This is a genomic window from Marinomonas rhodophyticola (genome assembly GCF_026113935.1).
GTDB lineage: Bacteria > Pseudomonadota > Gammaproteobacteria > Pseudomonadales > Marinomonadaceae > Marinomonas > Marinomonas rhodophyticola.
Genome location: NZ_JAPEUL010000004.1, coordinates 13,425 through 27,550 on the forward strand (window position 1 = coordinate 13,425; position 14,126 = coordinate 27,550).

The following is a 14,126-nucleotide window of genomic DNA, read 5'->3' on the forward strand; positions in this document are numbered from 1 at the left end:
GAGTTTTTATATGACTGAGCAGATAGATAAGGCGCTGGCACGGGAGTACGAAGCAGGTTTTGTGTCTGATGTAGAATCAGAGACATTTGAGCCAGGTTTGGATGAAAGTGTCATCCGACGTATTTCTGAAATGAAAGGTGAGCCTGAATGGATGCTCGAATGGCGCCTGAGCGCATTTCGTGAATGGTTGGAAATGGAAGAGCCTGAATGGGCTTTAGTCGATTACCCAAAAATAGATTTTCAGTCTATTTCTTACTATTCGGCTCCAAAAAGTATGAAAGACAAGCCTAAGTCTTTGGACGAGGTGGATCCGGAACTACTGCGTACTTATGAAAAACTTGGTATTCCTTTGATAGAGCAGCAAATGTTGGCCGGTATCGCGGTTGATGCGGTATTTGACTCTGTCTCTGTTGTAACGACATTCCGTGAGAAACTAGAGGAAGCGGGTGTGATATTTTGCCCAATTTCTGAAGCGCTGCACAAATATCCAGATCTTGTTAAAAAGTACATCGGTAGTGTTGTTCCTAAGAAAGACAATTATTATGCGGCGTTGAACTGTGCTGTGTTTACGGATGGTTCTTTTGTTTATATTCCTAAAGGCACTCGCTGTCCTATGGAATTGTCTACTTACTTCCGTATCAATGAGCAAAATACGGGGCAATTCGAGCGCACACTGATTATCGCGGATGAAGGTAGCCACGTGAGTTATCTAGAAGGTTGTACTGCGCCGCAGCGTGATGAAAATCAGCTGCATGCAGCGGTAGTAGAGCCTCGTTGCCATGGATAACGCTGAGATTAAATACTCAACGGTGCAAAACTGGTATCCAGGTGACGAGAACGGCAAAGGCGGTATTTACAACTTTGTCACCAAGCGCGGTATTTGTCATACCAACGCTAAGATTTCTTGGACGCAAGTCGAGACAGGTTCTTCGGTCACTTGGAAGTACCCAAGCTGCATTTTGAAAGGCGATAATAGTGTAGGCGAGTTCTACTCAGTTGCTTTGACGCGTGGTCGTCAGCAAGCAGACACTGGGACCAAGATGATCCATATCGGTAAGAATACAAAATCCACCATTATCTCTAAAGGTATTTCGGCAGGCAGAAGTAACAACAGCTACCGTGGGCTTGTTCGTATGAACCCAGGTGCCGAAGGCGCACGTAACTTTACCCAGTGTGACTCTTTGTTGATTGGTGATCAGTGTGGCGCACACACTTTCCCTTACGTGGAAAGTCGTAACCCATCAGCCATTATTGAGCATGAAGCGACAACCTCTAAGGTCAGTGATGAACAGATGTTCTTGTGTCGTCAGCGTGGCCTCGATCCTGAAAAAGCCGTTTCCATGATTGTGAATGGCTTCTGTAAGGAAGTATTCAAAGAATTACCAATGGAATTTGCCGTTGAAGCGGGCAAGTTACTAGAAATAAGCCTTGAAGGCTCAGTAGGTTAAGGAATTATTAAAGATGTCGAACACGAAAAGTTTGTTGACGATAAAAGATTTGCACGCCAGCGTTGAAGAAAAACAAATCATCAAAGGGTTGGATTTAGACATCAAACCGGGTGAAGTGCACGCAATCATGGGACCAAACGGTGCTGGTAAAAGTACTCTTGGCTATGTTTTGTCTGGTCGTGATGGTTACAGTGTAGACAGTGGTAGCGTGACGCTTGATGGCGAAGATTTACTGGAAATGGAGACGGAAGACCGGGCCGCGCGGGTTTGTTCTTGGCGTTCCAATATCCAGTCGAAATTCCTGGTGTCAGCAACTTAGAATTTTTAAAAGCGTCGGTGGATGCGCAGCGTCAAGCCCGTGGTGAAGACGCCATTACTTCTGCGGATTTCTTGAAAGAAGCGAAAGCGGCGTGTAAGCAAGTTAACTTGCCAGTGGCTTTCTTGAAGCGTGGTGTTAACGAAGGTTTCTCCGGTGGCGAGAAAAAACGTAATGAGCTAATGCAGATGTTATTGCTGAAACCAAAGCTTTGCATTCTAGATGAAACAGATTCTGGTTTGGATATTGACGCTCTGCAGATAGTGGCAGAGGGTGTGAATAGCCAACGTTCCGCAGATCGCAGTTTTATCGTTGTAACCCATTATCAACGTCTTTTAGATTACATTAAGCCTGATTTTGTGCATGTATTGTCTGACGGCAAAATCGTTAAGAGTGGTGATGCTTCCCTTGCGCTTGAGTTAGAAGCTCAAGGTTATGCTTGGTTGCAGAAAGAGCCAGTTGAAGACGAACTTGAGGGGTAACGCATGAGTGAATGGTTAGAAAGCGCCATTGCTCGAGCGCAAGGTATCAATGACTGGCTTGCGCCAAAGCGAGCTTCACGCAGTGGAACTTTTAGCAAATACTAAGTGGCCAACGCGTAAAACGGAAGCGTGGCGTTATACGCCTTTGCGCCCTGTAGAGCGTACGCAAGCAAAAGTCATTACCGATAAAGTCGAGTTGTTGCCGGTTGCCATTGCGGATTTATCCGCAATTGAATTGGTCTTTGTTAATGGGCAGTTTGACCAAACGCAATTGACGAAAACCTTGCCTGAAGGTTTATCTATTTCATTGGGTGGTGACTTAGATGCGGCGCAACAAGCAGAAGCACTACATATATTTTCGACTATTAAACCAGAGCGCCACATTTTCGGTTTGGTTAACGACGCAATAGCACAAGATGTCGTGGTGGTCACGGTGGCGGAAGGGGTCGAGGTTACTCAGCCGATTCGTATTAGCTCTTTGTTGAGTCAAGGCGCCGAATCCCACACTCGTGTGCAAATCACTTTGGCAGCTGGCTCGCGATTAACCGTGATTGAAGATGTCCAAGCGCAAGGCGATAGTTTTAATACCGCGTTTGTTGAATATAAGGTCGCAGCGAATGCTAGCCTAGAGCATTATCGCTTTGCTCTACAGACAGGCAGTAATGTTTCCATTGGTGGTAGCCATTTTAACTTGTATGACCACGCTAAAATGCACAGTACTCTTGTGGGTTTTGGTAGTGAGTTGTCTCGTTTAGACACCGACATTATTCATGCGGGTGAGTTTGCCGATGCCAAGCTTAATGCCATGTATTTGTTAGATGGAAAAGAGCTGTTTGATCTGCATGCGACGGTTGAGCACGCTATGCCCAATGGCAAAACTGAAGAGAATGTGCGTTGTATCGTAGCCGATCGTTCTCGCGCTATTTTTAATGGTCGTATTCATATTCACCGTGATGCACAGAAAACCTTGGCAGAGCTAAATAACCGCAACTTGCTGTTATCCGATAAAGCCGAGATTAACACTAAGCCAGAGTTAGAAATATACGCTGACGACGTGAAATGTGCTCATGGGGCAACGGTAGCTCAGATTGATAAGCAAGCTTTGTATTATCTGCAGACTCGTGGTGTAAGCCGCTCGAAAGCGCAAGTGATGCTCAACTTTGGTTTTATTAATGAGTTGATTGATTTAATGCCAAATGCGGCGTTAGCGGAGTGGATTCGTCCTATTATCCGTGAACGATTTGCGCAAATGGAAGTGAAATAAGCGAGAAAACGATGAGTTTTGATGTAGCCGCTATCCGTAAGCAGTTTCCGATTTTAAAGCGAGAGATTGATGGGAAACCTTTGATATACCTCGATAATGCAGCGACGACGCAAAAGCCGCAATGTGTGATTGATGCTTTGGTGGATTACTATTCGACCTGTAATTCTAATGTGCATCGTGGTGCCCATCGTCTTGCTGATGAAGCGACACGTCGCTTTGAGGATGCGCGCGACATCGTAAAAAACTTCATTAACGCGCCAAAACGCGAAGAAGTGATTTGGACGACGGGTACTACCGAGGCGATTAATATTGTCGCCAATGGTTTAGGTTCTTTGTTGTCATCGGGTGATGAGGTTATTGCAACAGGAATGGATCACCATGCCAATCTAGTGACGTGGCAACAAGCCTGTAAAGCTTCTGGTGCGATTTTAAGAACCGTTCCGGTAACGGATTCTGGTGAATTAGATCAAGGGGCTTATGATGCCATGCTAAATGAGCATACTAAGTTTGTTGCTTTTCCGCATGTTTCCAATGCCTTGGGTACCGTGAACCCAATTAAAGAAATGACGGCGAAAGCAAAAAAAGTCGGAGCTTGGGTACTGGTAGATGGTGCTCAAGGTGCCGCTCATGGTCATGTTGATGTGCAAGACATAGGTTGTGATTTTTATGCCTTTTCTGGGCATAAGATTTATGGACCAATGGGTGTCGGTGTGCTCTGGGGTAAAGAGTCAGTTCTCGCTGAGTGGCCTGTTTGGCGCACTGGTGGCGAGATGATTTCTACCGTGACTTTGCAAGACGCAACTTGGAACGTTTTGCCTTATCGTTTTGAGGCAGGTACGCCTAATGTGGGTGATGCGATTGCGATGGCGGAAGCGATTCGTTGGTTTAGTGCATTAGATCAAGAGGCTGTTGCGGCTCATGAAAAAGCCTTGTTGGACCATGCAACTGAGCTTGCTGAGCAGTTTGAAGGTTTGACAATAATTGGGACCGCCAAAGAAAAAATTGGCGTGTTGAGCTTTGTGATGGATCAGGGACACCCTGCTGACATCGGGTTTTTGTTGGATCGGCAAGGCATTGCTGTGCGTACGGGTGATCATTGTGCGCAGCCACTGATGGCGCGCTTTAATGTGCCAGGTACAGCACGCGCATCGTTTGCGATTTATAATACATTAGAAGAAGTTGACGCTTTGTTTGTGGCACTGAAAAAAGTGCAAACAATGCTGGCTTAGGAGGTTTCAATGACAGTAACAACGTTTGATCCTGTCTCTAGCGTGTCTTTAACCGCTTCTGCACAGAAATATTTTGCCTCTAAATTGGTTAAGCAGCCTGGCAAGTTGATTCGATTGAGCACGAAAGAGAGTGGTTGTACGGGTTTTTCTTATGTGCTGGATATTGTTGATACCGCCTCAGGTGACGATACCGTATTAGAGTTTGGTAACGTGATACTTGCAGTGGATTCGCACTCTGTTGCCATGTTGAAGGGCACAGAGATCGACTTAGTGCGCGAGGGCGTTAACGAAGTTGTAAAGTTTAAAAACCCTAACGTTGTAGCAGAGTGTGGCTGTGGCGAAAGCTTTAGTGTGAGTTAACTTCATGCAAAAAATGGTAGTAACAAATCGTGCTTGTCCAGCACGACGAGTACCGAGTGGTGAGCCAGTTAGTATTCCAGAAGGTCAGTTTATTACGATCAACCAGAGTTTAGGTGGCAACTATACAGTCACTTGGCAAGGTAATATGCTGCGCATAGACGGTACCGACGCGGAGGCCATTGGTCAGCAACCTGAGGTCTTGGATTTTGAAGATCTTGGTACTGGGCAGATCAGTGAAGATCAAGTCTGGCAGGCGTTAGATACCATTTACGATCCTGAGATTCCGATCAGCCTAGTATCGTTAGGCTTGGTTTATAAGGTGACGCTAGATCAAGAAGCAAAATCTGTTTTGATTGATATGACATTAACGGCACCAGGTTGCGGAATGGGGCCTGTGTTGGTGGGGGATGTTAAGTATCGAGTGGCGAAAGTGCCAAATGTTGATTCAGTGAAAGTGGATTTGGTGTTTGATCCACCTTGGTCACGAGAAATGATGAGTGAAGAGGCGCAATTGGAAGCGGGTCTTTTCTTCTAATGTCTTTTTGGGGATAGTTTCGGTCATTTGCTAAAATCGAATACAATAAGAAACGGCCTTGGCATATAGCCAAAGCCGTTTTTGTTTTAATAGGCTTGATGAAAAAAGAGGGTAGTCATGGCTTTACCTAGTACGGAAGATATCGTTGACGATCTGTCGTTCTTTGACGATTGGGAAGATAAATATAAGTACATAATAGATTTGGGGAAGTCATTGCCTGAGTTTGATGAAGTGTGGCGTACGCCGGAACGTCTAGTGAAAGGGTGCCAGAGCAGTGTTTGGATTCAGCCGGGTAGTGAGCAGGATTCGATAAAAGGTGAAGTGCTTACTTTTGCGGTAGACAGTGATGCCATTATCGTTCGTGGTTTGTTGGGGTTAGTGCTTGCGGCATTGGATCACAAAACACCACAAGAAATTTTAGATTTCGACATTACAGCGTATTTTGAAGAGTTGGATCTTGAAAGACATTTGAGTCCGACTCGTGGTAACGGTTTGCGTTCCATTGTCGGTCGCATAAAAGGTATCGCTCAGGCCGCGGCTTAACTCTGGGCTGTTGAGCTATCGGCTTATGTGTACCTGTTTAATTTATATTGGAGAGCTTTAATGAATACCCTGGTTTACCTAGATAACTCTGCAACCACACCCGTGGATCCAAGAGTCGCTGAAAAAATGATGGCGTGTTTAACGCAGGATGGGAATTTTGGCAACCCTGCATCTCGCTCACATCTTTTTGGTTGGCGAGCAGAAGAGGCTGTTGAAGAGGCTCGGTTACAGGTGGCCAGTTTAATTAAAGCGGATTCCCGTGAGATTGTTTGGACGTCGGGTGCGACGGAGGCCAATAATTTAGCCTTGAAAGGGGTCGCTCATGCTTATCGTCAAAAAGGTCGCCATATCATTACTTCCATGATTGAGCATAAGGCGGTTTTGGATCCTTGTAAGCAACTTGAAAAAGATGGTTTTGAAGTGACGTATTTGCAGCCAGACGTGCATGGTGTGATTTCACCAAGCCAGGTGGAAGAAGCGTTGCGTGAAGATACTGTTTTGGTGTCTTTGATGCATGGTAATAATGAGCTTGGTGTGCTGACGGATATTGCATCTATTGGTCGTTTAACTCGATCTCGTGGCGTGTTTCTTCATGTTGATGCGGCACAGACGACAGGGAAAGTTGAGATAGATGTTAATGCAATGAATGTAGATTTAATGTCACTTACCGCTCATAAAACCTATGGTCCAAAAGGGATTGGTGCTTTGTTTGTAAGGCGCTCGCCTAAAGTAAAACTGGAGGCGCAAATTCACGGTGGTGGTCATGAGCGTGGTATGCGTTCTGGCACTTTAGCAACCCATCAAATTGTTGGTATGGGCGAAGCATTTCGTTTAGCGGGCGAAGAAATGGAGCAGGATTGTGCTCGTATTAAAGCCCTGCGCGAACGTTTGTGGTCTTCATTGACAGAGTTATCTGGTGTGTATCTTAACGGTGATTCAGATAACCGCGTTGCCGGTGTATTAAATGTTGGCTTTTCTGGAGTGGATGGGGAGGTTTTATTAATGTCCTTGAGCGATATTGCAGTCTCTTCAGGTTCCGCCTGTACTTCAGCCAGCCTAGAGCCTTCTTATGTATTGCGCACGATTGGCTTGGCTGATGATCTAGCGCACAGCTCCTTGCGTCTTTCTGTAGGGCGCTTTACGACCGAGGAAGAAGTGGATTTTGCCGCTGAAACCATTAAAAACGCAGTGACTCGTCTTCGTTCAGTCGCTTAGGTGTGAAAAATGGTACTTTTATTCTTATTTGAATAAATAATGTTCGTTTGATCATACAATTTTAATGAATTGATGCGTATAATACGCGCGCTGAACTTTTAAGTCTAGGGCCATGCAAAAGGCATCGTCCCTTTAAATTTAATTTGGAGTTATATCATGGCGTTAGAACGCACTCTATCTATCATCAAGCCTGATGCTGTTGCGAAAAACGTAATTGGCGAAATTTACACTCGTTTTGAGCGTGCTGGTTTCAAAATCGTTGAAGCTAAAATGATTCAACTAGACGATGAATTGGCTGGTGGTTTCTACGCTGAACACAAAGAGCGTCCTTTCTACAAAGATTTGGTTGCTTTCATGACTTCTGGTCCTGTTGTTGTGTCTGTTCTTGAGGGTGAAGGCGCTGTTCTTCGTCACCGTGAACTGATGGGTGCAACTAACCCTAAAGATGCAGCTGCAGGTACTTTGCGCGCAGATTACGCAACGTCTATCGATGCAAACGCTGTTCACGGTTCTGATTCTGTTGAGTCTGCAGCTCGTGAAATTGCTTACTTCTTCGGTAAGTAATTGACAGCTAGGACTTTTATGTCCGATCTGTTTTAAAAAAGCGGGCGCTAGCCCGCTTTTTTACAGAGGCTTCTGAAAAGATTTTTCTTTTCAGAGGCTTTTTTCGTTTACACTTAATGCTACTTATAGCAAGCGATATTGAATTATGACTGACATCAAAAAAGTAAACCTTTTAGGTTTATCCCCCGACAAGCTGATTGAGTTTTTTGAATCTATTGGTGAGAAGAAATTTCGTGCTACTCAAGTGATCAAATGGATTCATCAAAAGGGGGCTGAAAGCTTTGAAGAAATGACAGATGTCAGTAAGGCGTTACGAGCAAAACTAGAGCAGATCTGTGAAATTCGTGGACCCGAAGTGGTGTCGCAGACTATTTCTACTGACGGTACGCGTAAGTGGATTATTCGTACTGAAGGGGGCAAGAATGACTGTGTTGAAACGGTTTTGATTCCAGATGGTGACCGAGCCACGCTGTGCGTGTCTTCGCAGGTAGGTTGTTCTCTGGATTGCAGTTTTTGTTCAACGGGTAAGCAAGGTTTTAACCGAAATTTAACGCCTGCTGAAATCATTGGTCAGGTTTGGATTGCGATTAAATCCTTTGGACCTATGGATCCAAACGGCCCTCGTCGCGTTACCAATGTGGTCATGATGGGAATGGGCGAACCTTTAATGAACTTTGAGCCGGTTGTTGATGCGATGATTTTAATGATGCACGACCATGCTTATGGTTTGTCTAAGCGTCGCGTCACCTTGAGTACTTCTGGTGTCGTCCCTAAAATTTATGAGTTGGTGAAACGTACAGACGTATCTTTGGCGATTTCATTGCATGCGCCAAACGATGCTTTGCGCAACGAGCTTGTACCCATTAATAAAAAATACCCAATTGCTGAACTGTTAGAGGCGTGCCAGTTTTATTTGGCCAACCTGCCAGACAAGCGTCATATCACAATTGAATATACTTTAATGTCTGGTGTGAATGATAACGAAGAGCAGGCTTATGAGTTAGCTGAGCTTCTTAAAGATTTGGAGTGTAAGGTTAACTTAATTCCATTTAACCCATTCCCTCACTCTGGTTATGAAAAGCCATCGAATAATCGTACGCGCCGTTTCCAGAAAATTTTGGCGGATGCGGGTTACACTGTGACCGTTCGAACCACTCGGGGAGATGATATCGATGCGGCTTGTGGCCAGTTGGTTGGAGATTTCCACGATAAAACACGCCGTAGTCAGAAATACATTGAGTTGCGAGAAGTGAAAAGTTAATTATTTTCTTTAGTGAATGACAAGGATGTCAGTATGCGGTTGTGTTGGTTGCCACTTTTTTTGTGTTGTTTATTGAGCGCCTCTTGTGCTTACAAACCTGTTTCCACGCCATCATCCTCAACGTCTGATTCTGAGAGGTTGTTGATGGTTCAAGCGCATCTTTTGCTGGGGCAGTGGGTCTTGGCGAAAAAGCAACTTGACCAGGTTCGTATGTCCGAGCGTGGCAATGATTATTGGCGACTATTGAGTTTGTATTGGCTCAGCGTTGACCCTAATGATAAAGCGCTTTCAATACATCATCAGGCGCTGCAAAAATACCCAGACGATGATTTTATCTGGAATAACTACGGTGTGCTGCTGGGCTTAAAGAAGCGCTGGGGAGAGGCCTGTAATGCGTTTGAAAAAGCCGATACCAGTCGCTTGTTAAAACGTCAATCTGTGCAAATAAATCTATCTAGATGTGCAATACGTCAGAATCAAGTAAACTTGGCAGGAAACTATCTCAAACAGGCAAAAGAAATTGCAGATTTACCTCTGATTGGTTTGATGACCGAGCCTCAATCTTGTTTTAATACAGGGTAGTAATGACAAAGCTCGCTTAATTTTTAATAATATCCAGGCTGATAAAGAAATTGCCCGAGGATCGGTGCATTTTGATGAATACAACTGTCTGTCGCGGCATCTAACTGCACGCGAGACTGACCCTACACTGTATTCATCAGCGAGTAATTTTACATGCCTGCATGGCTCAAGGTATTGACATGACAACTGAATCTCAAACGAACGCTTCTGTAAGCAAAACGCACACTATTAACATTGGCAATAGATTAAAGTCAAAAAGACTAGAGCTAGAGTTTGATGAAAGATATGTTGCGACCGCGCTAAAAATTCCGATTGATCAAGTGCGAGCACTTGAGGCGAATGATTTTAAATATTTCCGTTCTGTGACCTTTGCTCGAGGATTTCTAAAGAGCTACTGTCGTTTGTTAGGCATAGAGCATACAGAGATGTTGCATGCATTTGACAGTAGCAGGGACGTTGCTGAGTCAACCATTAAGCCTGTCGACAAGGTGAATAAGCAAACGCATCTAGGTGACCCTATTGTTGTGTTTATTTCCGTCGTTATTGTTGCTGTTCTCGTATTTTTAGTTTTTTGGTGGCCGTCTCAATCGGCTACAGTAGCCTTAGAGGAACAGCAAATAGAAGCCAGTGAAAGTGCTTCTATGGTTGAGCCGAATATGGAGGCATTACAAACCCCCGATGAGCCGACTGTGTCTCCAGAGGCGTCAACAGATTTACCTACTTCGACAAGCGAGAACGAAGCAGAGGCTCGGTGATAGTGATGTGAGCAGTAGTACAAGTGATCTAGGTGTCAGTGACATTAAGGAGCAAGCTGTTGAATCGCCATCAGTACCTACTAGTTCCGTTGTGACTGGCTTGTCAGCTGAGACTATGGCCATTTTAGAAGAGGCGGGCGTACGACCAGAGGATGTTATAAGAGCAACAGCTGAAGTACCTTCAACGCCGGCCCCTACTGTGCCGTCTTATACCGATGAGGTTGAAGTCGCATTTAGTGCGGATTGTTGGACAGAAGTGCGTGATGCCACAGGTAAAATTCTATTTTCTGGCGTGAAGACAGCGGGCAGTAATTTGTCTTTAACAGGCAAAGCGCCTTATCGCATTGTATTTGGTTACGCGAGAGGCGTGTCATCTTTGAAATTTAAAGGCGAAGTGTTCGATTTTTCTTCTTCTATTCGTAACGATTTGGCTCGATTTGAGCTCAAGTAGAGACTCTTATGCATTTTGAATCCCCTATAAAACGTCGCCATTCACGTCAAATTATGGTTGGGAATGTGCCAGTTGGTGGTGGCGCACCCATCAGTGTTCAAAGTATGACGAACACTGAAACTTGCGATGTTGATGCAACAGTCGCTCAAATTCGTGCCATCGCTGAGGCGGGTGCGGATATTGTGCGTGTATCTATTCCATCAATGGATGCGGCTGAAGCGTTTAAAAAAATACGTGAAGCGGTGTCAATTCCATTGGTTGCTGATATCCATTTTGACTATAAAATCGCTTTGAAAGTGGCCGAATATGGTGTTGATTGCCTGCGGATCAATCCTGGTAACATTGGCAATAAAGACCGTGTTCGTGCGGTTGTGGATTGCGCTCGCGATAAAAATATTCCCATTCGTATTGGTGTTAATGCGGGGTCTTTGGAAAAAGACCTGCAAAAAAAATACGGAGAGCCGACACCCGATGCCTTGGTTGAGTCTGCGTTCCGTCAGATTCAATATTTTGATGAGTTAGATTTTCATGAATATAAGTTGAGCTTAAAGGCATCTGATATTTTTATGACGGTAGAAGCCTACCGGAAAATTGCCAGTCAAATAGATAACCCGTTGCATTTAGGGATAACAGAGGCTGGTGGTTTGCGTTCTGGCACAGTGAAATCCTCTATTGGGCTTGGTTTACTTTTGATGGACGGTATTGGTGATACTTTGCGTGTCTCTTTAGCTGCAGATCCCGTTCAAGAAATTAAAGTGGGTTGGGATATGTTGCGCAGTTTGAAACTGCGAAATCGTGGCATTAATTTCATTGCTTGTCCAAGCTGCTCTCGTCAGAATTTCGATGTCATTAAGACAATGAATGAGACTCGAAGAGCGACTTGAAGATATTGTTATTCCTATGGATGTGGCTGTTATTGGGTGTGTAGTTAATGGCCCAGGTGAAGCCAAAGAGGCTGATATTGGCCTCGCTGGTGGGTCGCCAAATAACTTGATTTACCAAGATGGCAAGCCTAATAGCAAAACTAAGAATGAAACGCTTGTTGATGACTTAGAAAAAATGATTCGTAAAAAGGCGCTTCTCAAAGAACGAGAATTAGCCAATATCATTGTAAAAAATTAAGGATCCATTGTGGCTCGTAAAATTCAAGCGATTAGGGGAATGAATGACATTTTGCCTGATCAATCCTCTGTTTGGCTATATTTAGAAAAAACAGTGGCCGATGTTGTTAAGTCGTATGGGTACCAGCAAATTCGTTTTCCTATCGTAGAAAACACGGATTTGTTTAAGCGCGGTGTCGGTGAAACAACTGACATTGTGGAAAAAGAAATGTACACATTCAATGATCGCAATGGCGAGTCATTGACCTTGCGCCCTGAAGGTACTGCAAGTTGTGTTCGCGCTGCGGATCAGGCTGGATTATTGTTTAATCAAACTCAACGCCTTTGGTATACGGGGCCTATGTTTCGTTATGAGCGTCCGCAAAAGGGGCGTTATCGTCAGTTTCACCAGATCGGTGTCGAATCTTTTGGTATGGGGTCGGCTGATATTGACGCTGAGTTGATTATTTTGTCTGCTCGCTTGTGGAAAAAATTGCGGTTGTTGGAGCATGTTGAGCTGCAATTGAATACCATAGGATTGGCGTCTGAGCGTGAAACGTATAAAGCCGCTTTGGTTGAATACTTGACGGCCTTTAAAGAGCAATTGGATGAAGACAGCCAGCGCCGCTTAGCGACGAACCCATTACGGATATTAGACTCTAAAGATGAATCGACCCAAGCGATACTAAAAGAAGCGCCAAGCTTAGAAGATTTTATTGGTGAAGAATCGCAGGCTCATTTTGATCTTTTACAGGCCATCTTGAAAGCTAATGGAATACCGTATGTTATTAACCGCCGCTTAGTGCGCGGTTTAGATTATTACGGTAAAACTGTTTTTGAGTGGGTAACGACGCATCTAGGTTCTCAGGCGACCGTTTGTGCAGGTGGTCGTTATGACGGTTTGGTCGAGCAACTAGGAGGTAAGTCGACACCTGCTGTAGGATTTGCAATGGGCATCGAGCGTTTAGTTTTATTGCTTGAAACGTTAGATTTGATTCCTCAATCAGCTAAATTTTCTGCTGATATTTTTATTGTTAGTATTGGTGACGATGCCGAAGTCGCTTCTTTTATTTTGGCTGAGACATTGCGCGAAATGGTCCCCCAATTTGGTTATATTGCGTCATTGTGGTGGTGGTAACTTTAAGAACCAAATGAAAAAGGCAGATAAATCAGAGGCACGCTTTACAATTATTTTAGGTCAAGACGAAATAGATCAAGGTATTTGCCAAGTAAAAGACATGTCAACGGGAGAGCAACAATCTTACCCACTCGATGATGTTATTAATTACCTAAATACTAAATTTAATTGAATTTTTGGATTTAATGGTGTGCTGCCATTTAAGTAATTTGGCAGTGCCTTATATGAGGAAAAGAAAGTGTCTGAATTAAAGACTGAAGAAGAACAAATCGAAGCGTTTAAATCTTGGTGGAAGAAGAATGGTGTTATTCTGCTTGTCGCAGTAGCGCTTGCTGTTGGTGGCTATTTCGGCTGGCAAGCTTGGAAAACGAGTCAAGCGAATTACACGAGTGAAGCGTCCGCTCTTTATCAAAATTTGATTCAAGCATCAGCGGATTTGAGTGACGAAGAGAACCAAAAAACAGTTACCTTTATCGCCAAGCAGTTAGTTGATGATTATGGCGACACAGGTTACGCGATGTTCGGTCAATTGTTTTTAGCGCGAGTCGATGCTGAGAATGGTCAATACGATGCCGCTATCAATGCATTAGACACGGCTATCGCAAAGACTAAGGATGTGTCTTTTATCGCTATTGCGAATTTACGAGTTGCGCGTTTATTGCTTCAAAAAGAAGATTATGCGGGTGCGATGGCTCGTGCTGAGCAAGTAACCGCTGAAGAGTTTGCTGCGCAACAGCAAGAATTAATTGGTGATATTTTAATATCGCAAGGCAAGCGTGATGATGCGCGTGTTGCTTACATGAAAGCAAACGAAGCATTAGGCGTGGGTGTGAATCATCCTCTGCTTGATATTAAACTAAAAGATTTGGTAAAAGGCTAAATT

At 44.3% G+C, this 14,126-nt stretch carries 13 protein-coding genes and 4 pseudogenes; all 17 read left to right on the plus strand.

The annotated features are described in order from the left end of the window. Positions 1-10 precede the first annotated feature (10 nt). A pseudogene (sufB, locus tag ONZ52_RS00620) lies at positions 11-1,448 on the plus strand (Fe-S cluster assembly protein SufB). A 94-nt stretch (positions 1,449-1,542) separates the two neighbouring features. Continuing rightward, a pseudogene (locus tag ONZ52_RS25155) lies at positions 1,543-1,653 on the plus strand (ATP-binding cassette domain-containing protein); the annotation flags it as partial. 68 nt (positions 1,654-1,721) lie between these two features. Further along, the gene (sufC, locus tag ONZ52_RS00625) at positions 1,722-2,246 is read left to right on the plus strand and encodes a Fe-S cluster assembly ATPase SufC (RefSeq protein WP_428981143.1); all 525 of its coding nucleotides are present in this window, start codon (positions 1,722-1,724) and stop codon (positions 2,244-2,246) included. An 82-nt stretch (positions 2,247-2,328) separates the two neighbouring features. Further along, positions 2,329-3,510 (plus strand): Fe-S cluster assembly protein SufD, encoded by a 1,182-nt coding sequence (gene sufD / locus ONZ52_RS00630; RefSeq protein WP_265216714.1) that lies wholly within the window; start codon positions 2,329-2,331, stop codon positions 3,508-3,510. A gap of 11 nt (positions 3,511-3,521) precedes the next feature. After that, the gene (locus ONZ52_RS00635) at positions 3,522-4,739 is read left to right on the plus strand and encodes an aminotransferase class V-fold PLP-dependent enzyme (protein ID WP_265216716.1); all 1,218 of its coding nucleotides are present in this window, start codon (positions 3,522-3,524) and stop codon (positions 4,737-4,739) included. A gap of 9 nt (positions 4,740-4,748) precedes the next feature. After that, positions 4,749-5,099: a HesB/IscA family protein gene (locus ONZ52_RS00640; protein WP_265216717.1), complete on the plus strand. Its 351-nt coding sequence runs from the start codon at positions 4,749-4,751 to the stop codon at positions 5,097-5,099. 4 nt (positions 5,100-5,103) lie between these two features. Further along, on the plus strand, positions 5,104-5,634 hold the full coding sequence (gene sufT, locus ONZ52_RS00645) for a putative Fe-S cluster assembly protein SufT (protein ID WP_265216718.1): 531 nt from the start codon (positions 5,104-5,106) through the stop codon (positions 5,632-5,634). A gap of 117 nt (positions 5,635-5,751) precedes the next feature. Then, positions 5,752-6,177 (plus strand): SufE family protein, encoded by a 426-nt coding sequence (locus ONZ52_RS00650; RefSeq protein WP_265216719.1) that lies wholly within the window; start codon positions 5,752-5,754, stop codon positions 6,175-6,177. 60 nt (positions 6,178-6,237) lie between these two features. Continuing rightward, on the plus strand, positions 6,238-7,392 hold the full coding sequence (locus ONZ52_RS00655; protein ID WP_265216720.1) for an IscS subfamily cysteine desulfurase: 1,155 nt from the start codon (positions 6,238-6,240) through the stop codon (positions 7,390-7,392). A gap of 156 nt (positions 7,393-7,548) precedes the next feature. After that, positions 7,549-7,956, plus strand: a complete 408-nt coding sequence (gene ndk / locus ONZ52_RS00660; protein WP_111638332.1) for a nucleoside-diphosphate kinase — start codon at positions 7,549-7,551, stop codon at positions 7,954-7,956. Positions 7,957-8,101: 145 nt separating this feature from the next. Continuing rightward, positions 8,102-9,217 carry a dual-specificity RNA methyltransferase RlmN gene (gene rlmN, locus ONZ52_RS00665; RefSeq protein WP_265216722.1) on the plus strand — a complete coding sequence of 372 codons (1,116 nt, stop codon included), beginning with the start codon at positions 8,102-8,104 and terminating at the stop codon, positions 9,215-9,217. A gap of 144 nt (positions 9,218-9,361) precedes the next feature. Beyond that, on the plus strand, positions 9,362-9,799 hold the full coding sequence (locus ONZ52_RS00670) for a tetratricopeptide repeat protein (RefSeq protein WP_265216723.1): 438 nt from the start codon (positions 9,362-9,364) through the stop codon (positions 9,797-9,799). Between the two features lie 179 nt (positions 9,800-9,978). Continuing rightward, entirely contained in the window at positions 9,979-10,554 is a 576-nt protein-coding gene (locus ONZ52_RS00675) for a helix-turn-helix domain-containing protein (protein WP_265216724.1), read from the plus strand. Between the two features lie 7 nt (positions 10,555-10,561). Next, positions 10,562-11,005 carry a RodZ domain-containing protein gene (locus ONZ52_RS00680; RefSeq protein WP_265216725.1) on the plus strand — a complete coding sequence of 148 codons (444 nt, stop codon included), beginning with the start codon at positions 10,562-10,564 and terminating at the stop codon, positions 11,003-11,005. Between the two features lie 8 nt (positions 11,006-11,013). After that, positions 11,014-12,127: pseudogene (gene ispG, locus ONZ52_RS00685) on the plus strand (flavodoxin-dependent (E)-4-hydroxy-3-methylbut-2-enyl-diphosphate synthase). 9 nt (positions 12,128-12,136) lie between these two features. Beyond that, positions 12,137-13,415, plus strand: a pseudogene (gene hisS / locus ONZ52_RS00690) (histidine--tRNA ligase). 66 nt (positions 13,416-13,481) lie between these two features. Next, on the plus strand, positions 13,482-14,123 hold the full coding sequence (locus tag ONZ52_RS00695) for a YfgM family protein (protein WP_265216726.1): 642 nt from the start codon (positions 13,482-13,484) through the stop codon (positions 14,121-14,123). Positions 14,124-14,126 lie beyond the last annotated feature (3 nt).

Excerpts from the sequence above, each read along its gene's own strand:
- rlmN (WP_265216722.1), top strand. The coding sequence starts at position 8,102 with ATGACTGACATCAAAAAAGTAAACCTTTTAGGTTTATCCCCCGACAAG.
- ONZ52_RS00675 (WP_265216724.1), top strand. The coding sequence starts at position 9,979 with ATGACAACTGAATCTCAAACGAACGCTTCTGTAAGCAAAACGCACACT.
- ONZ52_RS00670 (WP_265216723.1), top strand. The coding sequence starts at position 9,362 with ATGGTTCAAGCGCATCTTTTGCTGGGGCAGTGGGTCTTGGCGAAAAAG.
- ONZ52_RS00640 (WP_265216717.1), top strand. The coding sequence starts at position 4,749 with ATGACAGTAACAACGTTTGATCCTGTCTCTAGCGTGTCTTTAACCGCT.
- ONZ52_RS00635 (WP_265216716.1), top strand. The coding sequence starts at position 3,522 with ATGAGTTTTGATGTAGCCGCTATCCGTAAGCAGTTTCCGATTTTAAAG.
- sufT (WP_265216718.1), top strand. The coding sequence starts at position 5,104 with ATGCAAAAAATGGTAGTAACAAATCGTGCTTGTCCAGCACGACGAGTA.
- ONZ52_RS00655 (WP_265216720.1), top strand. The coding sequence starts at position 6,238 with ATGAATACCCTGGTTTACCTAGATAACTCTGCAACCACACCCGTGGAT.
- ndk (WP_111638332.1), top strand. The coding sequence starts at position 7,549 with ATGGCGTTAGAACGCACTCTATCTATCATCAAGCCTGATGCTGTTGCG.
- ONZ52_RS00650 (WP_265216719.1), top strand. The coding sequence starts at position 5,752 with ATGGCTTTACCTAGTACGGAAGATATCGTTGACGATCTGTCGTTCTTT.